Source organism: Mixta calida (genome assembly GCF_002953215.1).
GTDB classification, from domain to species: domain Bacteria; phylum Pseudomonadota; class Gammaproteobacteria; order Enterobacterales; family Enterobacteriaceae; genus Mixta; species Mixta calida.
This window is the reverse complement of sequence record NZ_CP026378.1, coordinates 2,524,470-2,550,833: the sequence shown is the minus strand read 5'-3', so window position 1 is coordinate 2,550,833 and position 26,364 is coordinate 2,524,470. Positions and strand designations below refer to the sequence as shown.

Below are 26,364 nucleotides of genomic sequence, written 5' to 3'. Positions count from 1 at the left end.
TGGTCGCTTTATAAGCGACCAAAAGTCTATTAAATTAGTTTTAGTAATTCTTCAGCTGCTGGATTTCTTTTATGTATGTCATCATGGCAAACATTGCAAAGCGTGATGAGATTTTCTGCAGTATTTTCGCCACCTTTGGCATGGTGCTTAATATGATGTAGCTCGAGTAGATGTCTGCGATCATGTGGCCGCACATCTTTATAATTCCATTTACAAATTTTGCAGGAATGTTCATCTCTATCCAGGACCTCAATTCTCACTTTGTCTGGAATTTTCCGGTCATGGGGTTCCGCTTGCTTATCTTCTTCTAAAACATATGCGCCTACAGGTAGATCAGGACGACCGGAACTTTTAGTAACTATTGGCCAACCATCTTCAGTGCGCAGTTCACGACAACGGCGAGCCCATTCACTATTGCCATTGGCCAGATAAGCAATTTCTTCACCAGTTACAATCTTTCCTACATTTCGTCTAAAGTATTCAATGATTTTTTCCTTCATACCCACCTTTTTTTTGCGAATATCATTCGCCATATTCCATCGGTGGGCCGCATCCCTGTCTTCCTCAGTTGACATCAACGCATATATGTCAGTCTTCAAATCTTTCAATGAGTTGGCTTGGATTTCATGCAGTCCTAAATCGCCTTCGTCAACCATTTGTTTAAGGACGGTGCCACTCAAAATTTGCCAACCGCATTGAACTCGAAGCTCTCTTATGCGTCTCGCATATTCACTTATACCAGCAACCACCATGAGTTCATCACCATGAACCAGTGTTTTCGAGTAGCGCTTTAAGTAAGCAAGGATTCTATCTCTAGCTGAATGAACGTCTTCATCCCTAATTAATGAACCCCCTAAATCTCTTAGCGTATGGTTTGCTGGTACGAGAGCAAGGACCTGCTCTCGTAATGAATCATCCTTAAGCTTTGATTCAAAAGCCTCAATCAGATTCAACAACTCTTTACGCAGTTGCTCTGGTTCTTTCCGCTTCGATCTTCTTGCCATTCTCGACTCTTAAATCCATTAAGTTTTTTACAAATCGGGCTATATGGCCTGCAAACACAGGTGGCACCGCATTACCAATTTGACGGGCAATTTCAGTTTTTGTACCTACAAAGACAAAATCATCGGAAAAACTCATAAGTCTTGCAGCTTCACGATGAGTAATAGGTCTATGTTTATCTGGATGCAGATAACGACCTTTTTCAGGTTTGAAAAATTCTGTTCTTATCGTCACCGAAGGACGATCCCACCACAGGCGACCAAACAAGTCCGTTCCGCCAGAAGTCTTTTTAATCCAACATGCAGGTGTAATATCAGGTCGTAATCTCTGTAAGTCGAAGCGGTTTCCGCCAATAGGAACAACCTTATATCGCTCAAGTGATAGCGCGGTAGGATTTCTTCCAAAATGTAAATTTAATGGGGAAAGCTCGGCGCGAATTTCTGTTCCGACAGGCTCCGGCAAATCAGAAATGAATTCTTTAACGGTGCGCCATACTGGCAGATCCCCAATTTTTTCAGGGGCTCTGTGTGTCGGAGCAGGAGGAAAGTTTGGTAACTTATCGATTTCAAAATCGATCTTCTTCACACCTACGACGATGGTCCGTTTACGAGTCTGGGGTACGCCATAATCAGCGGTATTAAGGACTTTTGGATTAAGCAACAGGAAGCCAAGTTCTTCAGCACGCTGTCTTATATCATCAAACTCCTCACTGGTAAGAAGGCCTGGTACGTTTTCCATTACAAAAACGCTCGCACCAGACTTCTCGATGAAATCCATATAGGGTTCCCATAGCGCTCTACGGATATCGCCAGTTCGATTTTTATTCAGTAAACTAAATCCTTGGCATGGTGGGCCGCCAATGACAACATCAGCTTTGGGAACGTCATGCTCACTTAACCACTCTTCAATGTTGACAGCAATTCCGTGGTCACCAAAGTTTGCATTGTAAGTTTTGATCGCAGCTTTATCGTTATCGATAGCTAAGATACCTTCGAAATCCTTCCCTGAATCTCCTTTAAAGAAACCAGCTGACAAGCCGCCCGCTCCGCAAAATAAGTCTATTATTTTGATTTTATGGTTTTTGTTCATTTCGGGAACTCATCTCTTAGCATTAGTCTTTTCATCGTTATTAAGCCTAATGCTGTATAGATTTACATGCAAGACCTAGAGACCTTGAAGTATTGAATAAGCACGTTGTGTCATCATTACTGGTGAGTGTCAAAAACTGATAGATTTGTTTAACCCTCACTATATTTGGCTTGTTAGATTAGTCTGCGCATACATGTTAGTACCCATTGCGCGCAATGCTATCCCCGCCACGCCTGCCCGCTTTATGCATCGTTTTTCATGCAGCTGCATGCTGCCAGCCAAAGCGCGCCAGTACTGGCGGGGCAGGGGCTTAGCGATCCTCTGTGGATCATGCGAATTCACGCAGCGGCATGCGTTTTATTGCAACGAAAAAAAGCCACCGGCGAAAGGTGGCTAAAAAGGAGGGAAGTAATGTTTATTATTGTTTTGCAGGATAGAAAATCAGGTCTTCCAGGCTGGATGTATCAATCGTTCTTGCCATGTCGCTGACCATTGATAGAGCCATTTTCAGTTCGTTTTCTTCACAGTGCGCTACCAATGACACATCGGCTATAAATTGAATACGTGCGACTGTCTCGCTAATTTTATCTATGTCCATCAGCCTGTTAGCTCCTTACCTGTAATGAGTACTGTATGTATAAACAGTATCATGATGAGCGCGGGTCGTAAAGAATCGTATGGCTCAGAGTATTCCGACTGGCGATTTCTTATACATTCAGGCTGTTGCGATGCTTCAGAGCCAGCAAATTAAAGCGCTCAAGCGGTGAAGATTTAGCGCTACGCTCGTAGCGCAGACGACCTGTCGCATCGCTCCAGTAAGCGCGGCTACCGATTCTGATCGCATGACCGGCCATCATTCGCGTAACTTCTCCCTCCGTCAGCCATACACGATTAACGTCGAATACTATTTCTTTAAGTTCTTCTCGTGCTTTGACGTGATTACCTGGCGGCGGTGCCGTTCTGCGAACAGGAGGTGGGGTATTTTCACGTAATCGGTTCAATAACCGGCGGCGTTCTGCCCGGCTGGGTGGGGTTGCGAAATCAATAACTGATTCGCCGTTAGCAGAATGTGGTTTAGGCTCCGTACAGTTATTGACAGAACTCCGAGGGGACGCGGGCGCGTCCCTAAGTTCAAAACCCAAATTAACGGCGCGCTTCGGCACGATCTCCCACTGCGCCAGACGCGTCAGGATTGGCGTATCGTCACCCACAGATGCGGCGTAAACGCCTTTGATACGTACTGTCTCCTCACCGTATTCATTACATTCATCACCTGCCTGATACCAGGTACGCACGGCCAGCTCGTCACGACGTACAAACGGGCCGCCCTGAGCGTTGACATAGGCAGCCCAGTCGCCGGCGTCGGCGGCATCATGCGCGGCAGCAAATTCCACGCTCAGGCCGTGGGCGGTTTCGCTGTCGGCCATGCGGCGCAGCTCGCGGTAAACTGTTACCGGCGCGCCGCCCACAAACTGGAACTGACGAATGTGCCAACGGGCCGCCCAGGCAGAAACAGCGGAGGCGGTTTCTTTCAGTTCTTTACCGCTTTCATCATCCAGCTCGCCGTTCAGCGCGTACCCGTCGATGTTTTTAGAGATGTACTTCGCAACGTATCCTGTCGCGCTGCCTTTCTCCGGATCGATCGCTTCAGCATGGAAGCGGGCCTTACAGGCCTTTTCCGTGGTCAGCTCGTCGCCGTCCTGCTGATATGCGTAATCGCGCATTACCTGACGCACCTGATCCACATCTTTCGGGCGCATAAACATCAGCATATGCCAGTGCGGCGTGGCATCATGATGCGGCTCAGCCACTCGGATGCCAAAAATACGAATATCTTCACGATGAAGTTTGGCGCGGATCTTTTGCCACACGCTGCAGAGATAACGCTGCGTATCGGCCGGACTGGCGCCGTTCCACTTACGGTTGCGGTGGCCGGTTTTAATCGTGGCGTGATAGCGGGCCGGTGCAGTCAGCGTATAAAACTCCCCGACAAAGCCCATTTCGTTGCAGATATTTTCAAAGCCGCGAATACGGGTCATCAACTCGCAGCGGCGGATCGCCGGATTAGCAACGCTGCCATCATATTTTTCAATCAGGCTGATGCGGTTTCCTTCCTCGTCTTCCAGCTCCATGCCCTTGAGAAACTCGCGGGTACGACGCTTCTGTTCCCGCCATTCTATAATGGTCATTGAACTGGCATAGGGGGTGTGCTTTTTGCTGACGTTCGCCAGGGCGATCTGCAGATGTTCACGCCATGAGGCAGCAACACGGCGCAGACGTCCTTTCCACCACTTTTCGTTTTGCATCCGCATGATGGCCGGGGCAACGTCTTCTGGGGAAAACAGGCGGGAGGTAACTTTATCCCAAAGCGGCGGTGTCTGGCCCAATTCACGGGTAATAGCCGCGGCAGTCATATAAATGCGATGGGTATATTTGTAATCTGATTCGCCGCCGACCTGACCGTGCGCCTGCGCCATTTCCGCCAGAATAAAACTGGCGATATCTCCGGCCAGCAGATCAACATCGGCACGGGCCATATCAGGTAGCCGGTTAAAACGGCGCATCAGCTCCCATAGTATGCCGGCAGCAACCGCCGCGCCTTTATACTCTTCGGCGTTGCTGGTTAGTAGGGTAAAGGTTCCTGTGTTCATATCGCCGAGACGATATTGCGCGTTAACTTTTTCAACGCGTGGCAATGTGCGCTCAACGAAGGTTTTTGCTAAGTACGCATTGGCACGAGCTGTACCGTAAGTTTTCTCCAGTTCACTGACGCGACGTTTAACATCAAGCTGTACCAGCACGGGCTGTTTTTCCAGTAGATCCTGCGCGTGCAGCAGCGCCGCGATCAGCTGATCGCGGCGGCGGATTTCTTCATAGGTGGGGTATGGACTGGCGATGGCCTCCCGTGGCGCGTTCCACGGGTAGGCGTATTCCTGATGCATCAGAGGCCGCCGTGATAATGGCGGCTTTTAAGTTCAGCCACTTCCTGACATGTAACACAACGGATAACACCCGTTATGGCCTGGCGTCGTGCTGCCGGTATTTCGGCATCACAGTCATCACAAAAAAATGCGCTGACCTGTACCGGTCGGCGGATAACAGCGGCGATATTGCGCGCCAGCATTTCTTCAGTGCGCTGCTGTACCAGATCCATAGTGTCAGCCATTAGTGCAGCTCCCGTGATTCGTTGTCGTAACGCTCGGCTTCGCGGCGGATCAGCTCAGCGGCTTCAACACCATTCAGTCCCTGTTGGTTGATATGCGTAGCCAGTTCAGCCAGGCGTTCAGAAACAACCTGTGCGCGGCCTTTACGCTCATCCATACGTGCGTTGTTCAATAACGCCGTTATGGTTTCCACATCTTCGTTATATTTATGGGTTTCAATATTTCGCATTTATCTATCTCCAGATTTCAGGCAAAAGAATGCCCGGCGGGTTTACGCCATTAATTTCGAATGGGTTATTTATTCAGCTAAAAAGCTGTCTGCTATAGAAAACTGACGTGGCAGGATTCGGCCCCAGCGCGCCATTTTGTTCATTGCCACGATGATCAGTTCGCGGCGGCTTTCGTCAAAATATTCAAACGGTTTACCGACTTCATCTACCTTGAATGAGCCGGGCGCATCACGGTTCGCCAGGGTCATTACGCAAAACTTGAATTCTTCGTTTTGTCGGTTGAAATAGTTCAGTGCCGGATTGCTGTTGTTCTTTAGTAGCTGCCGCCACGTTTTCCGAAACTCGTCAAATGTCATTCTTTCGACTTTATCCACGCGCGCATGCACCAGACGAATTTCGGTAAAAGGTGCCGTTGCGTGTTTTTGTGGTACAGCGAGGGCTGCATTACTCACAGAAACCTCCGATAAAAACTTTCATGCGTTCGATAACGCTTTGAGGCCGGGTTGTCAGTTCATTCAATAGTTGCTGTTGACCGTGACATGGATGCCAGCGTTTACCGTTCTTATCTGTAATCCAGCCATGCCCGTGCGCTGGCAATTGGCTCTGACGCTTCAAAAGTGGTGCGACTGAAAAGGGCATAGTTACCTCAGCTCAGACCGATAGAAGCGCCGAGACCGCTTACAGCATCGAGCGTAGAAGCCATCGTCGGGTTAGTATGGATACGAGCATGAACGGCCATTGCCGCCAGTGTCAGGCAGCGAATACCTGAATTCACACTATCGACGAAAGCATTTTTGCGTGACTGCGTCATACGCTCGGTTGATACCGCGCCGGCAGCAACCTGACCAACAGCAGCTGTTGCATTCATCACATAAGACGCCAGCTTTTCCGCTGCCAGTTCGTTCACTGGTACTGAAGGCAAACAATGAAGCTGTGCCAGCAGGCCATCGACCAGCGTCGAGTCTTCAGTGATATCGGTAAGCTGCAAGACCTCAGTTAGCGTTAACTGGTGCGGCTGATCGGGATTCAGCTTGTTACGCAATACCTGCGGCTTCATCTCTATTTTGCCAGCCAGCTGACTCAGGTTATGGTTCTGTGCAAACTGTCGGCAGGCGTTATCGAGGTGAGGGTGTTTAGAGACCTGATAATCAAACATGATTCGAATCCTTGAAACTTGCAAAATCAAGTTAGCGTTTGATGTAGCGACAATTGATAGCGTGCTGCAGATTTTTTTCACGCCATGCAGCGACGTTTACCAGCGCATTGCCGTGCTTTTCCATTACATCAGTACGAGTCTGGCCGGTCTTTTTGCATTCGATTGTGCGTTTAACGGTACTGGTTGGAGTAGGGGCGAGAAGCACGACGCCATTAGCAATCCATTTCTCTAATACGGACTTGCTAATGCCGTTCGCGGCGGCGAAATCTTCTTTAGACATGGTGGCGGAGGTATTGAGTGCCAGCGCTTTTTCAACGGCGGTGTTGACCGCGGCACTAAGCGCGGGCATCAGTGCTGTAGCAAGATTGGCAATCAGTTCTGGTGACTGGAGTAAGTCAAAAGCGTTTCCACTGTTTGCATTTTCAGTATGCATAAAGCAGTATCTCCTTCGGGTCGTTTTGTTCTACGGTGTTTCATGTGGTGTGATACATCCTAGATCATCAAATGTCGTTTAGTAAACAACAAATGTTTATTTATTTGGTGGGGTATGGATTTTAGCGAAGGAACGGCGTTAGAAATCGTCGAGCGTCTGTCGTCTGCCTATGGGGTCACGACTCAAAAAGCTTTGGCTGAATGCCTTGGTGTGCCTGCTGCCAATGTCAGCAATTGGGTGCAGCGTGACAGTGTTCCTGGCAGCGCTTTTGTAAAATGTGCATTAGATACTGGTAGTGACCTCCACTGGCTCACAAGTGGTAAACTTGCAAATGCAAATTTAGACACTTCTCCGTCTATCCCGAAAGGCGAAGCGCTCTACAACGAGATCACTTCAAACGGTGGCAAGCCGGTTCTACGCCGCATCATGGACGCCTACGGCTTTACGCTACAAAAACAACTTTGTGAGCTGCTGGGTATTTCATCCGGTACGGTAAGCACTTGGGTGCGCAGAAATTACTTCCCTGGCGATATAGTGGTGACTTGTGCGCTTGATACCGGCGTATCGTTGCAGTGGCTGGCGACGGGAAAAGGAAATCAACGGGACGGTAGAGCAGAAATTAACACTGACACAATGATTCCACGCAAAAATTTAGCAGCAGGAATTTTACAAGATGCTGGATATTTGATAATTGATTTAAATTTTATGCCTCAAAAAATAGTGCAACCTTTATTTATATATGGCAATACCAAGAGTTGGTTTGTTGATATGAATTTGTCTGATATAAGCAATGGTCGTTGGTTGCTGGGAATTGACGAAAAATATGATGTTTATGATATCGCATTATCGCCTGGTCGGATAATCAACGTGTCTAATGAAATGACAAGTTTCACTTGTAAAATTGATGAAGTTGAATGCTTGGCAAAAGTTATACTGACTGTTGATTATAATTTTTAAACCTTTATCTGATAAGCATTTTCACTGCTTAATGGCGAAAATGCAGGTCAAGTTACTTCTACGGAGTAGCATATGTTTATAAAGAAAATTGAATTAAAAAAGTTTAAACAATATAAAGACTCTACGATAAATTTGAAAAATGGTCTGACCCTGCTAGTGGGGGGCAACAACTCTGGTAAATCAAGCTTCCTGCAGGCTCTAGCTACATGGCAGTTTTGTAAAAGTTTGCTCGAAATAGAAAAAGGTCGCTTAAGCTGGACCTCAACGGCGAGAAATCAAGGGTTAGGGCTCGGTCTTGTTGATTTTACTCCTATGTATATTCCCTCTCTAAACCATTTATGGACGAACTTAAAATCGCAAAAACAGACAGAAGCAGATGGCTACACTCTTAAGATAAAAGTTTTTTGGGATATAAGCGAAGGTGTGGAGAAATATCTTGAAATTGGTTTGTCGCTTGCTAATGATCGACTTTTTATAAAAACAACCTCAACAAACCTAGCAATAGTAGATGTAGTGAATGAGAAAGGAGAACCTATAAATGACAACATCCCTAATATAGCTTATCTTCCCCCTTTTGCTGGCATTACCGATAGAGAAACAAGATTGAGTCCAGCAATGAGGAATAGACTGATAGGCCAGGGATTGTCCGGAGGGGTTATTAGGAACTCATTATATGATATTCATTTAGCTAGCTCACGAAAAAGAGCGCTTTTAAAAGGCAACAAAAGTAAAATATCTGGTAAAGAATTAGCACTTTTTAGGAGTACTGATAGTTGGGAAATTTTGCAAAAAACCATGATGGATCTCTTTGGGACAAAGATAGAAATAATACCTTTCAATGAACAATATCATAGTTTTTTAAGAGTTGAGTGTGTTAGGGGGACAGTAAAAGGTTATGTATTTACAAAACATAAAAATTATAATGCAAGAGATTTGATGGTTGAGGGTAGCGGCTTCCTTCAGTGGCTGAGTGTATATACACTTGCCTTATCTGGTGAGTTTAACGTTATACTTTTAGATGAGCCTGATGCGCATTTGCACACACAACTTCAGAATAATCTAACGGAAAGATTGGAGTTAATAAGCGAGAGCCTTAATAAGCAAGTGATTTTAGCAACTCACTCAACAGAATTAATTCGTGCCTATCCTCCCTATAAGATTCTATCTCTCAATAGGGCTAAAGGTAAATATTTATCAGCTGATGAAGATAAGATATCAATACTGAGTGGCATTGGAACAATTTTCACGCCTAAGATTCATAAACTAACTGAAAATAAAAGGCTGCTGATTGTTGAAGGTGTAAGTGATGAAAGGTTTTTGAAAAAAGTATTTGAGAAGTTAGACATGGTTTGGCCAGAGAATATAGTAGTATGGGTTTGGACCGGTAAGGTTTCTGAAAGATTTCAACTTTACAATCAATTGAAAGTTGAAATAAGTGGACTCAAGGCTTTGAGTATTCGTGATCGCGATGATGAATCTGATGGTTCAGTAGATATTAATTTAAGGGATAAAACAGTTAATTATGATGATGAAAACTTCACGGCTTTAAAATGGAGAAGAAGGCATATTGAAAATTATCTATTAGATTTGAATGCTCTTATAATAAGTACTGGTAAGAATGAGCAGGAAATAAAGGATTATTTCTCATCATTTCACCATATCGCATTGCCTGATAATGTTTCTGAATCAGATATAAGTATGACATTTAGAGATGCAAGAGGGAAAGAAATTTTAACAAAGGGTGAGCATTGCGTTAAAAGAAAGTTTGGTGTAACTAGAGATGATATACTTAATAGCTTTTCAAAAGAAAATATGTGTCAGGATTTTGAAAAGTTTGCCCAAACGCTCATTACTTTTTCTCAATAAACCGAGATCGAATAGCTTGCTTATTTGCTTGTACCATAAAAAATAAGATTAGTTAGTCTTAGACATTTTGTCGCCACTGTATGATTTAACTTATTGATTTTAAAGGCCGGAAAACGTATTCGGTCTTTTTTTGTTTGTATTTTAAAAACAGTAATTTACATTAAAATCAGTCACTTATCCTTGCCCCTGTTCTACCCGATACCCCCCTCTGTTGACCCCTTGTAGTCAGTTTGTGGACACGATTTTTATTTTCTGCAGCGGGTTTAAATAAATGGCATCTTCCAGATGGTCTGGCGCGAAATGCGCATAACGCATAGTAACTCTGATATCTGAGTGGCCGAGAATTCGCTGCAGCACCAGAATATTTCCGCCGCCCATCATAAAGTGACTGGCAAAGGTATGGCGCAATACATGGCTCATCTGGCCTTCAGGCAATTCTATTTTTGCTATTTTTAATACCCGGTAAAACTGTCGGTAGCACTCCTCAAAAGGCTTGCCTTCACGCGCTAACAGCTCTTCATATAACTCTTTATCGATGGGAACCGTGCGGTTCTTTTTCCCTTTGGTTTTAACAAAGGTGATTTTATTTGGTGAGAGTTGTGAAGCGCGCAGACTGGCCGCCTCATTCCAGCGGCAGCCGGTGCTAAGGCAGATTTTAACGATAAGGGTAAGATCGGAGTTTGCATGACCATAACAGGCACGCATCAATCGTGTGGTTTGTTCGTCGGTGAGTCAGGCCATTTCTTTTTCTGGTACATCAAACTCACAGACATTTTTAAGCGGGTTAGGGTAGTTAACCTCACCCAGCCGTTCCAGCTCATTAAAGACCGCACGCAAAAAGGCATGCTCACAGTTAACCGTACCGATCGATACCTTTAGCGACTTGGCGCTGGTCTTATAGCCATTCTCGATTTCACCACGTAAGCGGCGGTCACGGTAATGCGCCCAGTCTTTAGCGGTTAGGGTTCGCGCAACCGGATCGCCAAGTCCCCGGCAGATGATGCCCAGCTTTCCCAGACGGCCTTTTTTGTCATTCAACGAACAGCCGTGCAGCTTATACCAAAGGTCAATCAACTCACTAAGCAGCCGGTTATCTTCTTTACCGCCCATCCAGGGCTTATCTTCTACCTCAGATAGCGTGAACTTTTCATAAGCTATCGCTTCACCGCGTGTAGTGAAGGTTTTGCGTACGCGCTTGCTGCCGCGGCCGTTGAGGTAGAAGTCGCATTGCCACTTATGGGTGCGCTCAGATTGTCAGCTCAGGGCAGGGGATGCATGCGGTTGCGGTTTACTGGTCTGTGACCGGGCAGCTGGAGGCAATCATTCAGTAAAATTTATTGCCAGGCTAAATCTGGACAGCGAAATACAGCAGCGTTAGGATGAATTTCTTTGCAAAAACAGGGATAAGTTATGGATACGACAGATCAACTTAGCGGGAAATATTTTTTTGACGGGATGAATGTTGATAAAGAGGAGCTTCTTTACTGGCTTATCCTGGATGAGTTCCGAAAACAGTTTAGTGATGCGATCGATATACTGGCTGTTGCCTCTATGCTGGTCAGCCTGCCGGTTATTCCTGTCAGCGGTAAATTGGGTGCTGGCACGGCGACAAAAGGGACAAGCCCGTTATCACTGGCAAGCAGAACCCTGATTCGGCAGCGATTTAAAAAGGGAAGAAGGACTATTACCTGGGCAAAAATGCTTAGGGGAGAATGGGCCTACACCACAAGTGTTGGCGCTTATATTGGCCGCTGGTTGCCCTGGATAGGGGCGGTTCTGACTGCGTATGATTTGGCAATGATAACCCGGAATGTCATACACCGTTACAGGCTGATCGTAGGATAGGAAAATTTAAAATGGATAAAGCAGAACGTGTGCGGGCGCTTTTGAAGAAACATTTTTGGGATATGCCTGATGAGGCATCGTTAAGCACTGGTAAAAAAACGGTGTTACCGGAAGATGCACTCGATTTTTTTGAGGATTACGTAGAACAGTGTGAAGTGGATATGACGGGATTTAATTTCCGCTGCTATTTTCCTAATGCCGGGATCCGTTTTCTTCCTAATGTACTATTGCCGGCTTATTTAAAAACTGACCATCATCAGCCGGAGCCGCTGACGGTCAGTATGTTGATAGCTTCTGCTGAGGCAGGACGCTGGCTTTATAACCGCAAATGACCATTTAAAAAGGCATTAACAAACTCACACGGTTGGCGCTGCAGGCTAGTTGATATCAGGGGCTATCGCTGTATCAACGCGATTAAGAAGCACACGAAATTTTCTCCAGTTGTCATAGCTGGCTGTTTCTTCATCCGTGGCAATCCCGAGCGAAACGGCGTCATGAAGTGGGGCAATTTTAGAGTCAGCCATCAGGCGTAACTCTGCCTTTTTAGCTTCTGCCTCAGCTATGTCATCCTCGGCTGTTCGGACGTAATCAATCAACGTGGAAATCACCAACCTGGAAAACGATGTTAAACGGGCAGTGGGCTAAAACAAATAGCCTGGGCGGTTTGATCGGGCGGTGGTTGCCGTGGTTAGGCGTAATTATCACTGCATATGATGTGATTATGATCACCCGGAACAGCATATGGCGCTTTAATCTCATCGTTAAACCGGAGCATCGGGTATGAATGATGATAAAGAAAATGAAATTTTGCAGTTTGTCAGGCAAGAGCTGAGTGCGCATGAACTCGGTATAGACGACAGTTTAACATCGGGTCGTTCAATGACCGTTTTTGAAGATGTGTTTAACATGATGGAACGGTTTTCTGAGCGTTTTGCTGTGGACTGTTCTGATATTAACTGGTTTAAATATTATCCCCGTGTTGGCATTCCTTTTTTACCCAATTTTTTGCTTCCTGAGAAACTAAAAACGGATCGCTCCCAACCAGCCCGGTTCACCGTAAGAATGCTGGCTGAATCAGCCAAAGCAGGCCGATGGCTATATGACTAACTGAATAAAGACAGACGAAATTAAGGCGGCCATGTTCTGCCTTTTTTATGCCCGCACTTATATCACATCAGACATTACAGAGGCTCTTTGCATAAAGGGCTTCGATAATGTATTTCTCTAAGGGATTTGGGAGCGTCGAGGACAGGGAGTGACACATTGGTAAAGCGCAGTTTCGGCTCAGTAATCAGGGAGAGAGCCTCAAGCTGGAACAGGAAAAAAATCGGCGGCATGTTGGTATGCTTATCGCCGGGATAAAAACACGCATTCAATCTGGCCGAAGTCGGGCGCACTTTAATCCGCCAGGGTTTTTTAAACTTTAATCTCTGTCTCCCGCTTGCCGATTTTTGGCGCGAGGCTTTAAGGCTACTGATATTTGCTTTTAACTACTCATTGCCGTCAGTTACATTGAGACGTTTCTTGTCCGCTATTAGTGAAAAGCGGCCATAGCAGCCTGCATGCAAGATGTAGAAAGCCAGTGACAGCTAAGCTACACCCTGTTAAGGATGCTGATAGCTGCTCCGCAATCTTTCCTTAGCCTCAGGAATGCCTGAGGCTAACCGATCGAGCCTTATTTAACCTTTTTTAGCGAGTTGCTAAGCCTTTGAACAGCGGAAGTAATAATGACAAAAAATACCGGCACGAAGAAGATTGCCAACAGCGTGCCGCTGATCATTCCGCCAAAAACACCTGTGCCAATCGCATTCTGGGTACTCTTACTGGCACCGTTCGCCAGCATCAGTGGAACCACGCCAAGCGTAAAAGCCAATGACGTCATGATGATTGGCCGCAGACGTAATCGGGCCGCTTCCTTCGTTGCCTCGAGCAGCGGTTTACCCTGCGCATAAAGCTGTCGGGCAAACTCTACAATCAAGATGGCGTTTTTGGTCGAAAGCCCGATTAGCGTGATCATACCGACCTTGAAAAAAACATCGTTGGACATACCTGCGATAAATACCGCCAGCAGCGCGCCAGCCATGCCCAGCGGAACGACAAGTATCACTGAAAGCGGTACTGACCAGCTCTCATACAGCGCGGCAAGCACCAGAAAAACAACGAGAACGGATAAGGCTATCAGCAGCGGCATCTGAGCCGCTGAGCTGCGTTCCTGTAGCGAAGCGCCAGTCCACTCTACGAAATAGCCTGTTGGAAGAGAAGCCGCAAGCTTGTCCATTTCAGCCATCGCTGCTCCGCTGGAGTAACCGGCGGCGGTACTGCCGGTGATTTTAATTGCCGGGTAGCCCTGATAACGATTGAGCTGCTGCGGCGACTGGATCCAGTTCGTCGTAACAAAAGCCGACAGCGGAACCATCTCGCCTGACACATTCCTGACGTAGAGTTTGAGCAAATCCGCCAGCTGCATACGGTAAGCGGAATCCGCCTGCACAATAACCTGTTGTACACGTCCGTTATCCACATAGTCATTGATGTAATTCGAGCCAATCGAGGCTGACAGCATTTGATTAATCTCATCAAAGCTAACGCCCATCGCCTGCGCTTTTTCCCTGTCGACCTCAATACTAGCGCTTACGCCCGCAGGCAAACCCTCAATGTAGACGTCATTGACCGCGCTACTGTTGTTGGCTTTCTCCGTCAGCGTCGAGGCTGCCTGCAATAATGCGGTATAGCCGTAGCCGGCACGGTCTTCAAGATAGAGTTCAAAACCCGATGAAGTCCCCATATCGGAGATGGCAGGCGGCATCAGGCTCATCACTATGGCGGCGGGGTCGTTACTCATTTCCCTCTGCACTCGTTCTGCTTCCCCGTCAGCAGTCGCGCCCTGCCGCTCGCCCCAGTCTTTCAGCGTGGTAAAGGTCATCGCGGTGTTCGAACCGGAGCCGGAAAAACCAAAACCAAAAATGGAGATATTATTGTCAATGCCGGGTCTTGCCATGATTGCTTTTTCAAGCCGATCGACCACATGACGTGTTCTTTCCTGCGTGGCATCTGACGGCAGTTGGACCGATGTCATAAAGTAGCCCTGGTCTTCGTCGGGTAGGAAAGATGAAGGCAGTGCAGAGTAGGCCATAAACATTACCGCACACAGTACGGCATAAATCAGCATAACACGGCCACTACGCCGCAGCGTGGCATGCAGCCCTCGCTCATAGCGGTTCGTCAGGGCACTGAAACGGCGGTTAAACCAGCCCGCAAAGCCTTTCTTTTTCTCACCGTGCTGCTCAATCGGCTTCAACAGCGAAGCACACAGCGCGGGTGTCATGGTCAGCGCAAGGAAAGCCGAAAATAAAATAGAAACGGCCATTGAAATCGTGAACTGACGATAGATGATCCCAACCGAGCCAGCGGCGAATCCCATCGGAATAAACACGGCGGTAAGTACCAGCGTGATGCCGATGATCGCCGGCGTGATCTCGCGCATTGCTTCTCGCGTGGCCTCTTTCGGCGAAAGGCCTTTTTCCGCCATCAGGCGCTCGACGCTCTCCACCACCACAATCGCATCGTCAACAATGATGCCGATAGCCAGTACCATGCCAAACATCGTCAGCACATTGATGGAAGAACCGCCGATCAGCATCACAGTAAATGTGCCGAGCAGCGCCACCGGCGCGACAATTGCCGGAATAAAGGTGTAGCGCAAATTCTGCAGGAACAGCAACATTACCAGGAATACCAATACCATGGCTTCAATAAAGGTATGTATTACCTTTTCAATTGACAGCTTCACAAACGGCGCGGTATCAAACGGCACCGAGAAGGACATACCCTGCGGCAGCACAGCTGAAAGTTCGTTCAGCCGTGAACGCACGCCCTGAGCGGTGCTGACGGCATTGGCGCCTGGTACCAATTGGATCGCCGCGGCGGTGGCAGCATGTCCGTTTTCGCGAATAGCGAATGCATAGCTTTGCAGACCTTGCTCCACGCGCGCGACATCAGCCAGCCGAACGCGCGAACCATTATTCAACGCCTTCAGCGTAATATTGCGGAAATCTTCCACGGAACTGAGCTGCCCGCGCACCGTAAGCGGATAAGTGACGCGTTGTCCGGGCTGCGTCGGTTCATCGCCAATTCTGCCCGGTGAGACTTGTGCATTCTGCTGGCTCAGCGCTGCGGTGACGTCACTGACCGAGAGTTTATAGTTAAACAATTTAATCGGATCCAGCCACACGCGCATCGCTTTCTCAGCGCCGAACAGCTGAACTTTGCCGACGCCCGGAACGCGCTTCAACTCCTCTGAAACGTTACGCGCAAAGTAGTCGCTCAGATCCTGTTCCGTGTACTGAGCGGTGGGTGAACGTAGCCCGACGATCATCAAAAAGCCAGAGTTGGCCGCCTCCACCTCCAGACCATTCTGACGTACAGTTTGCGGTAGCCGGGATTCAACTACCTTAATTTTGTTCTGCACATCAACCTGAGCGAGCTTGATGTCCGTTCCGGGTTTAAAGGTAACTGTGATGCTGGCAGTGCCTGACGTATCACTTGAAGACCCAAAGTAGAGTATGCCGTCAACGCCGGAGATTTCTCTCTCGATCAGTGAGATTACCGAATCATTCATGGTTTCTGGCGTGGCGCCGGGGTAGGTCACCGTGATGCTGACGCTCGGCGGGGCTACCGAGGGATATTGCGCCACAGGCAACTGCGGAATGGCAATGACGCCTGCCAGTACGATAAACAGAGCTATAACCCAGGCAAAAACAGGCCTTTCGATAAAGAATTGCGGCATCGGAATGTCCGGTGGTGAAACGGGAAGAGGTAATAAGTGCGTTATGCTCAGATTTGCCCGGTGTTGACGCGGCGACCGATGTCTTTGAGCTGAGAGTATTTTTCCAGCAGCTGCGGGCCGTCATCCAGGCTCATGGCAAACATCCACATATAAGTCATGACCGAATAAATATGGCCGGCATCGCGGACGCTGTTTAGTGTCATATATATAATGGTCATGGCGAACAGCAGCGCGGTTACTGAACCAATTGCCAGATAACCCATTGCTTCACGATCGGAAAGCCGGATGCGCAGACCGGCCAGCACGCCGTAATGCTTTGCCAGCGAAGGTGCTCTGGCAGTGCTGACAAAGCTCACTTCTTTTTCCAGTCGGTTATTCACACGTACAAACAGCGCTTCGTTTTTACGTGTGAAGCCGGGCAGAAAACAGCCAAAAAAAACGAGTATTGCGATACAGGCTATGCCGGTCCAGAATTCAATCGCCAGCAGCATCACGGCGGCACCCGTAATGGATGCCATAGAAGTAATAAGTACCGGCAGATGCTTCTCAAAAAAATCCACAAATTCGCGCGACAGCGTTACGCGCGCCGCAATGGTTGATGCGCCATGATTTTCGCTGCGCTGAGTCAGGATCACCGGCACCGCCAGTTCGGCGTAGATACGGGCAAAAGTGCGGGTATCTACGCTGCGGCGCGCTGCGCCGATGGCCCACATGGTAAACACCATGCCGGCGTATAACACAGCGTGCAGCGCCTGCCCCGACATAATGGCATTGATGGCAAACCCCGCCAGAAGCGGGTAGGACAGATACATTACGTTCTCAGCAATGACCAGCAAGAAAGTGAGCAGCAGTTTTTTACGATGCCGATAGCCCAACATTTTCAGAGTCTGAAGAGCGCTGTGGGCAGGCACAGGTACCGCTGGCGTTTTGAATATATGCATGTTTAACTTCTGTTTATAGTATGCTTGAGCGGTTGCTCAAGATCGAAGTGAGTCTATTTGAGCAGTTGCTCAAAGTCAACGCAGGAAAATGAGGAAAAATATGTCGGCCGATAACCTTCGGGTACAAATCCTGGACGGGGCGATAGCGCTTTTTATTGAAAAAGGCATTGATAAAGTGACCACTCGGGAACTTACCGAGCACCTCGGCATTTCACGCAGTCATATCTATCACTATTTTCGCGACTGGGGTTCGCTCAGGCTGGAGGCAGCTGAGCGTTTCATGCTGGCCGATCTTAATGCTTTCAAAGACGCTATCGCTGGTTTTACACCTGATGCCGCGCTTGATGCTTTTATTACCAGTTTGCCTTCAACCCATGATGCTGACTGGCAACTGTACAATTCAGTCTGGACGCAGGCCCAGCACGATCAGGCTTATGCAGATTTGGCAATAAATAATATGGACAGGTGGATTAGGCTTTTAGAAAGCATCATTGCGGCTGGCATTAGTCAGGGGCTTTACCGGCAAGTCAACGTTGCGCGTGTCGCCCGTATGATAGGTGCTACTGTGAACGGGTATGCAGATCTACTTAGCGTTAAGCCTACTGCGTCAGGCTTCCAGGAGGCGAAAGAGGATTTGAGGTATCTGGTTAATCAGCTTGTGGGTCTTGCTGAGTAATAACCGGGAATTCGTCTTATCAGATAACTTTAATGCAGGATTTAACAGGGCCCCATATGTAATAAAAGCAAACAGAGAAGCAGAGAAAAACCTGTACGCATTGAATAGCGCAGGCAGGGATGCCAGAACCTCCGCGACTGAAACGATAGCTTTCAGAAGGGGATACCATACTGTTTAACCGTCATAGAAACTTTCCCGGATCGCTTCAGGCATGCCTGTAAAATATCGGTACCGATATTTGTCCGAACGCGATCCGAAAACCTCGGTAAGTTGTTGAATTTAAAAATATGCAATAATAAGCCTTGTAACCATTAAAAGCAGATCCTCTATTGAAAAAAATTTTTCTTAGGCCGTTGATCAATAGAAATCCACATGAGCCATGACGATCTTGAATTTAAAGCCTTTAGTAAAGGGGGGTAAAATAAACATTATGAATGCCATTGAAGCTGTAGAACTTTGCAATCTCAGCTATGTACACTTAATAATGTGATGCTATATAGCTATAGACCTATTTTGACTGGGGGAGAAGCGATTAACTGACGGGGGATTATTAAAGTGCCTGACATAGTGAAGGACGCGAAAGATTAAAAACGGCGCTATCTTAAAAATACTATAGCGTTTAGACTCTCATCTATGGAAATTACACGCAAGAATGCCCTTCTGCAAGAGTAATCAGGCCGACAGTTCTCTGCCGGCCTTAAAGTCTGTTATTTGCGGCCTAACAGGTAACCCAGCACAACGCCGGCTGCGGCTGCAATCGCTAACCCGCCAAGAGGATTAGAGGAAACCTGGCTTCTCACCGTATCAGCGGCATCACGCACAGCGTAGCTTGCCTGGCTGGCGTATTTACGCGCTGCGCCTTCCGCCTGATCGCTATAGCTGTCGGTTGCACGACCGTAAGCTTCCTGCGCTTTACCGGTACCTTCGCGTACTTTGTCTTCGATTTTACCTAGCATCTTTTTCTCCTTTTATGCATTGAAAGAGTAAGTCTAGCAGAAATATAAGCGGCTATATGACGGGCAGGGAGCGAAACGGTAGATCCAAGGTTGGCGATCTTGAAAAGCAGCGTTCAATAAAAGAGATACCGGAAAAATGTGAGATTAAGTAACGATAATGACCTTTTTTATTTTTTCATTAACTTCATGAAAAATAAAGGTTATAGAAGATTTTTTCACTATGTATATAACGCATGCGCTGAAAAATGAAAAATTTAGTAAGGGAGAATAAGAAGTTGAGAACACAAAAAAATTGGTTAATTAAGATAAATCTGTGATTCTGTTTTTGCTGTTTCGATAAAAGAATCTTTTTCATCAAAGCTATTGCCGCAGGCGGCGCTGTTCCTGCGCTGGATAAAAACAACGCCGTTGGTGAGAGGGATTCAGAGAGATTCAAAGCCGATAAGCTTTTTCTCAATGCGGGAGTCAGGCATCATCAACTCGATGCCTTGCATCAGCGCATCGCCTGCTTGATACAGTGCTTCCAGCGGCATGGCAGGCAGGCTTTCCAGAATAAACCACATCTGTTTTGCCTCCGCGCTCAGTCGGGTTCTGACGCCCTGCCGCCAGTTCCAGCGCCGACAGGTTACCCCCTGGTTATCACGCCAGATGACTTCGCCCGGTTCAGGTGATTCGCTGGCGGGTTCTCCTTCCTTAAAGGTATCAAACAGCTCCGTTCCGTTGGCGATGGTCAACAGAGGCTGGCCGACATAGGCGGCAAAATTTTCGCCTCCTACCGGAATGGCGTAACGAATACTAACAGCATTATAGAGATCGACGATCGGATCGATAGCGGGCATTGCCCGGTCGCGCAGGACACGTTTGCGTAACGCATCGGCGGAGCAGGGCGTACGTTTAGGTTTGGCGCCGAACGCTTTGAAAGCTTCAGCCCACGCGGCGAGATGCGCCTCTGCCCACGGCGTCTCATTGCCAGTAATGGATGCGCATGCCTGCTTCAGGGCTTCTTCCGCAATTTCGGCGTTAGCTATGGGCGCAGCTTCAACAGCAATGCTCAGCGCGCGAAAGCCCGGCGCCAGGCTGACAATTGCCGGGTCGATTGACGGGGAAACGGAAAACATAACATAATCCTTTAGTGACTCATTTAGATTATAGTAATGACCGATGACCAAAAAAGTCAATAAAACGACCAGCGCGGGTGCGGATATCGCCTGCGTCAGCGAGGCGGTGTCCAGCAGCATCCGCAACTACCGCAAGGCAAAAAAATTCTCTCTGGATGAGCTTTCCCGACGCGCGGGCGTCAGCAAAGGGATGCTGGTGGAGATTGAAAAGGGCAGTGCAAACCCCAGCGTCGCTATTCTCTGTAAAATCGCCGCCGCGCTCGGTTTATCTGTCGCGGATATTGTTAACGTTACCCGCGCGCCCGATGCGTGGCTGATTGAAAGTCAAGATATTCCCACGCTCTGGCAAGGTGAACAGGGTGGTACTGCCCGCCTGTTGGCTGGCTCCAGCGGCCCGGATATGATTGAGCTCTGGCGATGGGAGATGTTTCCGGGCGAAATTTTTGCTTCGCCGGGCCATCCGCACGGCACCTTTGAGCTGCTGCATGTTGAAAAAGGCGTGCTGAATATGAAAACCGCAACCAGTGAGCTAACTATTCATGCAGGTTGTTCAGCGGTGGCCAGAACGGATAGCGCTCACCATTACGCTAATTTTAGCGACGCGCCGCTGATCTTTACCATGACGGTCGCGGAGCTGCATCGCTGACGGGCATTTTGATCTCTGTTAAAACGAATACGAATTTTCCTGATGATGGCAGAGAAGGACTTGCCTGAAGGGCGATAGTTTGTGTAAAACTGCGTCTTGCTGCCACCTGTTTGGCACAACGCAGCTTACCGGGCGGGTATCGTATAATGGTATTACCCCAGCTTCCCAAGCTGGTGACACGGGTTCGATTCCCGTTACCCGCTCCACACCTTCTTTTCCTTTGCCGATGCCTGATGGAAAGCAAGAGTTGACTGGACCCATTGCGAAAGCCTTTGGCAGCATCGTTGGCGTTACCTAAAACCGATTTCAGGAGAAAGCATGAAGGATAACGCTCAGATTTATCCTTTTCAGGATGAATACTTTCAGCCGGTTACAGATATTTTTCTGCGCGCCGTAAAAGAGATTGCCAGCAGCAGCTATACGCCTGCGCAAATTGCTGCATGGTCGGCGATTGAACCAGAACAGTGGCGGGCAAGACTACGTTCCGGCGGCGTCTGGCTGGTAAGGGACGGCGAAAAGGTGGCCGGTTTTATTAAGATCGATGCTGACGGCTATCTGGATTTGCTTTTCGTTAATCCTGACTATATCAGGCGAGGCGTCGCCACGCGGTTATTGCAAAAAGCATACGCCGTAGCGGAAGAAAGCGGGCTGACCCGTATCGTTACCGATGCGAGCATAGCGGCAAAACCGTTTTTCGCTGCACAGCAGTTTAGTATTGTGCAGCAACAGCAAGTCAGTTTGCGAGGCGAAATTTTTATTAACTACAGGATGGAGAAAATATTAATTATTGAAAAATAGAAAAGAAAAACATTTCTTGGCATTTTTCAAGATAAATAGTCTCGACTATGACTGAATTCGTCATTTTGAAGGATTATCTTTCCTGTACGTAGCCGTGAATAACCTTATATTATTCTGCGCGCTTTACTCTATATCCTGCATGTACAGCCGCCCAGCAAGCGTTGTTGCGAATTAACTTGCTGTTTCAAAGAAATAGTTCAGTCTGTATAACTGTCTGACAGAAGAAAAAGACAAATAATTATAGGAATTTTCTTCTTCATTTATGTATTGATTAATGCAGTTGGATTAGTCCTTTTCCTAAAGATTTAGTTCAGGCTACCTATTTGCATTTGACTTAAGTAACATTCTGGGCTGTTAGAATAATTAATGGTGGTGGCGTTGTAGCTGTCATTAAATGTTAATAATTCATCCCTTGAGCGGCTTTAATTAACAGGTAAGCGGCGCAAGATAACATAGCGGGCCAGCTATTATGAAAACTCAACGTGTAGAACTGATAGACTATTTACGTCTAATCGCTGCGCTGGGCGTTATTTTATTCCATTATACATTTAACGGAATAGATAATGGGGTAATGGTCCCAACTTATTGATAGTGTTTTATGTTCAGATAATGCCCGATGACTTTATCATGCAGCTCCACCGATTTTGAGAACGACAGCGACTTCCGTCCCAGCCGTGCCAGGTGCTGCCTCAGATTCAGGTTATGCCGCTCAATTCGCTGCGTATATCGCTTGCTGATTACGTGCAGCTTTCCCTTCAGGCGGGATTCATACAGCGGCCAGCCATCCGTCATCCATATCACCACGTCAAAGGGTGACAGCAGGCTCATAAGACGACCCAGCGTCGCCATAGTGCGTTCACCGAATACGTGCGCAACAACCGTCTTCCGGAGCCTGTCATACGCGTAAAACAGCCAGCGCTGGCGCGATTTAGCCCCGACGTAGCCCCACTGTTCGTCCATTTCCGCGCAGACGATGACGTCACTGCCCGGCTGTATGCGCGAGGTTACCGACTGCGGCCTGAGTTTTTTAAGTGACGTAAAATCGTGTTGAGGCCAACGCCCATAATGCGGGCGGTTGCCCGGCATCCAACGCCATTCATGGCCATATCAATGATTTTCTGGTGCGTACCGGGTTGAGAGGCTGTGTATGTGAACTGTAACTGCCATGTTTTACGGCAGTGAGAGCAGAGATAGCGCTGATGTCCGGCAGTACTTTTACCGTTACGCACCACCCCGTCTGTAGCTGAACAGGAGGGACAGCTGATAGAAACAGAAGCCACTGGAGCACCTCAAAAACACCATCATACACTAAATCAGTAAGTTGGCAGCATCACCAGATAATGGTAAAATAACCTCCATCACGCAGATTCCTGAGCTGACGCAGTTTACTAAGTTTGGCTATCTTGGCGTGGAACTGTTCTTTATGATCAGCGGTTACGTCATCTTTTTCTCGGCGAAAAACAAAAGCTTCTCCCGCTTTATCTCCACGCGCGCTCTGCGACTCTATCCAGCTTACTGGGCCGGGCTGGTCATCACGTCGCTCTTTATCGTGATGGTCGGCGGGCACCACATGCCGATCTCCCTGAAAGCCTTTTTGGCCAACCTGACGATGCTACAGTCGTTTGTCGGTATTTATAATATCGACGGCGTTTACTGGACGCTGGCCTATGAGCTAACCTTCTATTTCTTTATCTCGCTCTGCCTGCTTCTGGGACTAAAAAGCCGTCTGGAGATGGCGATTATCGTTTGGGCGCTGGCGATTATCGCTTGCGCATTAGCAGGTAATGCATCGCTGCCGATTTTCCAGGGCTATTACAGCTACTTCGTCGCCGGTGCGCTATTTGCCGTGATAAAAGAGACCGCAGGGAAGATGAAAGGCCTGGTCATTCTGCTGGCTGTCGCCATGTATGTTATCTGCTGCCTGGTTTCTCTGGAAAATGCGGCTAAAGCGGAAATAATCCGCAGCGTAGAGTATCCGCCGGCGGTCATTATCACTTTTGTATCGCTCTTTTTCCTCGCTTTTATCGCCGCTGACTATAGCCGCCTGGGTAAATTAAGCCTGCCGGGTTCAGCTTTCGCTGGCGCTATTACTTACCCGCTCTATCTTGTACATGCCCATATTGGCTATATGCTAATCGATAAATTCGCCAGCGAGGAAAATAAGATCGGCGTCTATGCGCTGGTGATTGGTTTTGTCATGCTGCTGGCGTGGCTGATTCATCAGCTGGTGGAAAAGCGCATGGCCGAAACATGGAAAGCGTTTTTCCGCTATACCATCGAACTGCCTGTCGCAACCTTTCACCGTCTGGTCTTTATGCCGGTAATGCGTCGCTTTCAGCCGAAAAGCAGCGTGTAACGCCTGCCGATGGGGAGCCGTTCCCCATCGACAGCCTCAGTCAGCTGCCTGCGAACAGACGAGGTGAGTAATCACCCAGCGTCCCGCCTCGTCGCTTCCTTTGCAGGGAAAGAAAGAGGGTAGATAAACTGCTCCGCTTTTGCAAACGACCGGCTGACGAAGTTTTTTATTAGCGTCAGCCTGCGGCCCGTTACGATGACTTTGCGTCATCTTCCGCCGCGCGGTGCAGCAGCGTCAGTATGCCGCTCAGGTCGCTCGCTTCCAGCTGTCCCGGCGCCGAGGCGTCGCCTGCCATGCCGAAGGTCAGCGCCGAGCCGGTCAGCTCGCCGGCAAGCCGTGTGACGGCGCCCATGCCGCCCATCGACATCGTCAACAGCGGTTGCTGCGCGTAGCGCTGACGCATCTCCCAGGTCGCTGCCATCATACGTATTACATCGCTCGGATCGCGCGGCATAGCGGCTATCTTCAGAATATCGGCGCCCATCGTCTGCTGCTGGCGCAGACGCGAAACGATCTCCTGCTGCGTCGGCGTCTGCTCAAAATCATGGCTCGAAAGAATCGCACGCACCTGCTGTTGATGCGCCAGCGCGACCAGCTCTCTGGCGGCGGGGCGATACATCTCGATATCCAGCAGATCCATCTGCCCCTGAGTCAGTAAATACTGGTACAGCGTGCTATAGCGATCGTCAGCAATCGCCTGCTTGCCGCCCTCGGCTTTGGTGCGGAAGGTCACCAGCAGAACCTTGTTTGGCAGCATGGCGTAAAGCTCGCGCGTCAGCTGCGCCATCGCCGCCGCGTCCTGACCGTTATGCAGCAGATCTAACCGCAGTTCGATAACATCGCTGTCGACCTGCAACGCCTGGCTACGCACGAACGTCTTCACCGCTTCGCTGTCGGCGGCCGTGGTGGAAACGATCACTTTCGGCTGCCCTTCGCCGATGGCGATATTCTTAATTTTCACTGGTCGTAATGATGGGGTAACCATATCGGCGCGGGGCGCATCCGCTGCGCCTGATGCGGAATGGGACATCAGCGCCAGCGCGAGCATGGCGCTGCCGCCTCCAATAAAATCTCGGCGTTGCATAGCGGTCCTCTGCGATTTGTGTAATAAATGGCTCAGCGTTAAGCGTAGTAAAAGACGTTGCCGCCGCGCTTTTTCCGGCCGCAAGCGCGCGATAAATCGCCATTCGGCACATTCATGCGGGCACAGGAAAATCATTCATGCAGAGCAAACCGGCTATTTTACTGGCAGGCGTACTGGCTTTGGCGCCTGCGCTGGCGCAGACCGAAACGCAGCACACCCACTGGGGCACACGCTGGCAGCGGCTTCCAGCCACGCCCGCGCCGTTGATCGGGATGCAGTCGGGCTACGCCGAGGTCAACGGCATTCAGCTTTACTACGCCGTCACCGGCCAGGGCTCACCGGTTATCCTGTTGCACGGCGGACTGGCGAACAGCGATTACTGGGACCTGCAGGTGCCTGAGCTGGCGAAGCATCATCGGGTGATTGTGGTCGACAGCCGGGGGCACGGCCGCAGCACGCGCAACGCCCAGCCTTACGGCTACGATTTAATGACGGATGATATTGTCGGGCTGATGGATCATCTGCATATTGCAAAAGCCGATATTGTGGGCTGGAGCGACGGTGCGATTATTGGCCTGGACATGGCGATGCGCCATAAGGATCGCGTCGGGAAAGTGTTCGCTTTTGCGCCCAACGTCACCACGCGCGGCGTAAAGCCGGGCATTGAAAATAATCCGGTATTCGCCGCCTATATTGCGCGCGCTGGCGAAGAGTATAAGAAGCTGTCGAAAACGCCCAACGATTATCCGGCGTTTGTAAAACAGATCGGCGGAATGTGGCAGTCGCAGCCGGAGTGGCGTGATGAGGCGTTAGGGAAAATCAGCGCGCAGGTGCTGATTGCCGACGGCGATCATGATGAGGCGATCGACCGGGCGCATCTGGAGCATATCGCCGCCGTTATTCCCAACGCCGGCCTGTTGATTTTGCCCACCGTCAGCCACTTCGCTTTTTTGCAGGCGCCGAAAGAGTTTACCGATGCGGTGATCCATTTTCTTAATGGCAAGTAGCGGGGCGCTGAGCAACGTTCTGTATAAAAGCTGGCCTGCTGTGCGCATTAAGCGGATTACCCGTCGCTAGCCGACGATAAGTTTATGCGCCAGACGGGCAAGGATTTCCAGCAGCAGCAGGCTGCCGGTAAAAAGACATATCAGCATCATAATAAACTTCTTCTGGCTATCCATTTTGGCCTGCACCTTTCTGATTACCCCGCCTGCTACACTCTAAAGGCTGCTGTCTTAACCGCACATCAATATTCCTGTTA

At 48.7% G+C, this 26,364-nt stretch carries 27 protein-coding genes, 1 tRNA gene and 2 pseudogenes; 12 read left to right on the top strand and 18 right to left on the bottom strand.

Annotation, left to right across the window (positions count from 1 at the left end):
* Positions 1–29: 29 nt before the first annotated feature.
* From C2E16_RS12205 to C2E16_RS12155, 10 genes are all read right to left on the bottom strand, one after another.
* Positions 30–1,004: an HNH endonuclease gene (locus tag C2E16_RS12205; RefSeq protein ID WP_104951516.1), complete on the bottom strand. Its 975-nt coding sequence runs from the start codon at positions 1,002–1,004 to the stop codon at positions 30–32.
* The gene (locus C2E16_RS12200) at positions 961–2,091 is read right to left on the bottom strand and encodes a DNA cytosine methyltransferase (protein WP_084970529.1); all 1,131 of its coding nucleotides are present in this window, start codon (positions 2,089–2,091) and stop codon (positions 961–963) included. The genes C2E16_RS12205 and C2E16_RS12200 overlap by 44 nt, the downstream gene beginning before the upstream one ends.
* Positions 2,092–2,509: 418 nt before the next feature.
* Entirely contained in the window at positions 2,510–2,689 is a 180-nt protein-coding gene (locus tag C2E16_RS12190) for a hypothetical protein (protein ID WP_084970531.1), read from the bottom strand.
* A gap of 109 nt (positions 2,690–2,798) precedes the next feature.
* The gene (locus C2E16_RS12185; protein ID WP_084970532.1) at positions 2,799–5,033 is read right to left on the bottom strand and encodes a replication endonuclease; all 2,235 of its coding nucleotides are present in this window, start codon (positions 5,031–5,033) and stop codon (positions 2,799–2,801) included.
* A complete protein-coding gene (locus C2E16_RS12180; protein WP_084970533.1) occupies positions 5,033–5,257 on the bottom strand; it encodes a TraR/DksA family transcriptional regulator in 225 nt (74 codons plus the stop codon). Before C2E16_RS12180 ends, C2E16_RS12185 begins: the two co-directional genes overlap by 1 nt.
* Positions 5,257–5,484, bottom strand: a complete 228-nt coding sequence (locus C2E16_RS12175) for a DUF2732 family protein (RefSeq protein WP_084970534.1) — start codon at positions 5,482–5,484, stop codon at positions 5,257–5,259. Before C2E16_RS12175 ends, C2E16_RS12180 begins: the two co-directional genes overlap by 1 nt.
* 69 nt (positions 5,485–5,553) lie before the next feature.
* Entirely contained in the window at positions 5,554–5,880 is a 327-nt protein-coding gene (locus C2E16_RS12170; protein ID WP_084970546.1) for a hypothetical protein, read from the bottom strand.
* Between the two features lie 49 nt (positions 5,881–5,929).
* A complete protein-coding gene (locus C2E16_RS12165; RefSeq protein WP_084970535.1) occupies positions 5,930–6,124 on the bottom strand; it encodes a phage filamentation protein Fil family protein in 195 nt (64 codons plus the stop codon).
* A gap of 7 nt (positions 6,125–6,131) precedes the next feature.
* The gene (locus tag C2E16_RS12160; protein WP_084970536.1) at positions 6,132–6,641 is read right to left on the bottom strand and encodes a phage regulatory CII family protein; all 510 of its coding nucleotides are present in this window, start codon (positions 6,639–6,641) and stop codon (positions 6,132–6,134) included.
* A 31-nt stretch (positions 6,642–6,672) separates the two neighbouring features.
* Positions 6,673–7,074: a hypothetical protein gene (locus C2E16_RS12155; protein ID WP_084970537.1), complete on the bottom strand. Its 402-nt coding sequence runs from the start codon at positions 7,072–7,074 to the stop codon at positions 6,673–6,675.
* Between the two features lie 114 nt (positions 7,075–7,188).
* On the opposite strand from C2E16_RS12155, the gene C2E16_RS12150 reads away from it, so the two are divergent.
* Together C2E16_RS12150 and C2E16_RS12145 are read left to right on the top strand one after the other, a co-directional pair.
* A complete protein-coding gene (locus tag C2E16_RS12150; RefSeq protein WP_084970538.1) occupies positions 7,189–8,031 on the top strand; it encodes a phage repressor protein CI in 843 nt (280 codons plus the stop codon).
* Between the two features lie 72 nt (positions 8,032–8,103).
* Entirely contained in the window at positions 8,104–9,897 is a 1,794-nt protein-coding gene (locus C2E16_RS12145) for an ATP-dependent nuclease (protein WP_084970539.1), read from the top strand.
* 225 nt (positions 9,898–10,122) lie between these two features.
* Here the strand turns inward: C2E16_RS12145 and C2E16_RS12140 are convergent.
* Positions 10,123–11,145 (bottom strand): annotated as a pseudogene (locus C2E16_RS12140) (phage integrase); the annotation flags it as partial.
* A gap of 162 nt (positions 11,146–11,307) precedes the next feature.
* Here C2E16_RS12140 and C2E16_RS12135 point away from each other — a divergent pair.
* Both C2E16_RS12135 and C2E16_RS12130 read left to right on the top strand, forming a co-directional pair.
* Positions 11,308–11,742 (top strand): STM2901 family protein, encoded by a 435-nt coding sequence (locus tag C2E16_RS12135; protein ID WP_084970540.1) that lies wholly within the window; start codon positions 11,308–11,310, stop codon positions 11,740–11,742.
* Positions 11,743–11,753: 11 nt separating this feature from the next.
* Positions 11,754–12,074, top strand: coding sequence for a DUF1493 family protein (locus C2E16_RS12130; protein WP_038625681.1), 321 nt, complete (start codon positions 11,754–11,756; stop codon positions 12,072–12,074).
* Positions 12,075–12,119: 45 nt separating this feature from the next.
* On the opposite strand, the gene C2E16_RS12125 is transcribed toward C2E16_RS12130, so the two are convergent.
* On the bottom strand, positions 12,120–12,266 hold the full coding sequence (locus tag C2E16_RS12125; RefSeq protein ID WP_376749045.1) for a tail fiber assembly protein: 147 nt from the start codon (positions 12,264–12,266) through the stop codon (positions 12,120–12,122).
* A 74-nt stretch (positions 12,267–12,340) separates the two neighbouring features.
* On the opposite strand from C2E16_RS12125, the pseudogene C2E16_RS21425 reads away from it, so the two are divergent.
* Positions 12,341–12,526 (top strand): annotated as a pseudogene (locus C2E16_RS21425) (STM2901 family protein); the annotation flags it as partial.
* A complete protein-coding gene (locus tag C2E16_RS12115; protein ID WP_084970541.1) occupies positions 12,523–12,849 on the top strand; it encodes a DUF1493 family protein in 327 nt (108 codons plus the stop codon). The pseudogene C2E16_RS21425 and the gene C2E16_RS12115, both read left to right, overlap by 4 nt.
* 568 nt (positions 12,850–13,417) lie before the next feature.
* Here the strand turns inward: C2E16_RS12115 and C2E16_RS12110 are convergent.
* Positions 13,418–16,528 (bottom strand): multidrug efflux RND transporter permease subunit, encoded by a 3,111-nt coding sequence (locus tag C2E16_RS12110; RefSeq protein WP_084970542.1) that lies wholly within the window; start codon positions 16,526–16,528, stop codon positions 13,418–13,420.
* Between the two features lie 47 nt (positions 16,529–16,575).
* Positions 16,576–17,469 (bottom strand): ABC transporter six-transmembrane domain-containing protein, encoded by an 894-nt coding sequence (locus C2E16_RS12105; RefSeq protein WP_084970543.1) that lies wholly within the window; start codon positions 17,467–17,469, stop codon positions 16,576–16,578.
* Positions 17,470–17,569: 100 nt separating this feature from the next.
* On the opposite strand from C2E16_RS12105, the gene C2E16_RS12100 reads away from it, so the two are divergent.
* The gene (locus tag C2E16_RS12100) at positions 17,570–18,145 is read left to right on the top strand and encodes a TetR/AcrR family transcriptional regulator (RefSeq protein ID WP_052134012.1); all 576 of its coding nucleotides are present in this window, start codon (positions 17,570–17,572) and stop codon (positions 18,143–18,145) included.
* A 707-nt stretch (positions 18,146–18,852) separates the two neighbouring features.
* Here C2E16_RS12100 and C2E16_RS12095 read toward each other — a convergent pair.
* Positions 18,853–19,101: a CsbD family protein gene (locus tag C2E16_RS12095; protein WP_038625689.1), complete on the bottom strand. Its 249-nt coding sequence runs from the start codon at positions 19,099–19,101 to the stop codon at positions 18,853–18,855.
* 422 nt (positions 19,102–19,523) lie between these two features.
* Complete coding sequence (locus tag C2E16_RS12090) at positions 19,524–20,219, bottom strand: B3/B4 domain-containing protein (protein WP_038625691.1); 696 nt, start codon at positions 20,217–20,219, stop codon at positions 19,524–19,526.
* Between the two features lie 43 nt (positions 20,220–20,262).
* Between C2E16_RS12090 and C2E16_RS12085 the strand changes: the two genes are divergently transcribed.
* From C2E16_RS12085 to C2E16_RS12075, 3 genes are all read left to right on the top strand, one after another.
* Positions 20,263–20,865 carry a helix-turn-helix domain-containing protein gene (locus C2E16_RS12085; RefSeq protein ID WP_038625693.1) on the top strand — a complete coding sequence of 201 codons (603 nt, stop codon included), beginning with the start codon at positions 20,263–20,265 and terminating at the stop codon, positions 20,863–20,865.
* Positions 20,866–20,997: 132 nt separating this feature from the next.
* Positions 20,998–21,071, top strand: a tRNA-Gly gene (locus tag C2E16_RS12080).
* Positions 21,072–21,183: 112 nt separating this feature from the next.
* Positions 21,184–21,663, top strand: coding sequence for a GNAT family N-acetyltransferase (locus tag C2E16_RS12075; protein WP_084970544.1), 480 nt, complete (start codon positions 21,184–21,186; stop codon positions 21,661–21,663).
* A gap of 582 nt (positions 21,664–22,245) precedes the next feature.
* On the opposite strand, the gene C2E16_RS12070 is transcribed toward C2E16_RS12075, so the two are convergent.
* A protein-coding gene (locus tag C2E16_RS12070) for an IS1-like element IS1A family transposase (RefSeq protein WP_103215986.1) occupies positions 22,246–22,943 on the bottom strand; the annotation gives its coding sequence in 2 pieces (ribosomal slippage) (positions 22,246–22,694 and positions 22,694–22,943; 699 coding nt in all).
* Positions 22,944–22,984: 41 nt separating this feature from the next.
* Between C2E16_RS12070 and C2E16_RS12065 the strand changes: the two genes are divergently transcribed.
* Positions 22,985–24,019: an acyltransferase family protein gene (locus C2E16_RS12065; protein WP_146107477.1), complete on the top strand. Its 1,035-nt coding sequence runs from the start codon at positions 22,985–22,987 to the stop codon at positions 24,017–24,019.
* Between the two features lie 190 nt (positions 24,020–24,209).
* Here the strand turns inward: C2E16_RS12065 and aroD are convergent, their stop codons facing one another.
* Positions 24,210–25,103, bottom strand: a complete 894-nt coding sequence (aroD, locus tag C2E16_RS12060) for a type I 3-dehydroquinate dehydratase (protein ID WP_084970747.1) — start codon at positions 25,101–25,103, stop codon at positions 24,210–24,212.
* A gap of 137 nt (positions 25,104–25,240) precedes the next feature.
* Between aroD and C2E16_RS12055 the strand changes: the two genes are divergently transcribed.
* The gene (locus C2E16_RS12055; protein WP_084970749.1) at positions 25,241–26,110 is read left to right on the top strand and encodes an alpha/beta fold hydrolase; all 870 of its coding nucleotides are present in this window, start codon (positions 25,241–25,243) and stop codon (positions 26,108–26,110) included.
* Positions 26,111–26,364 lie beyond the last annotated feature (254 nt).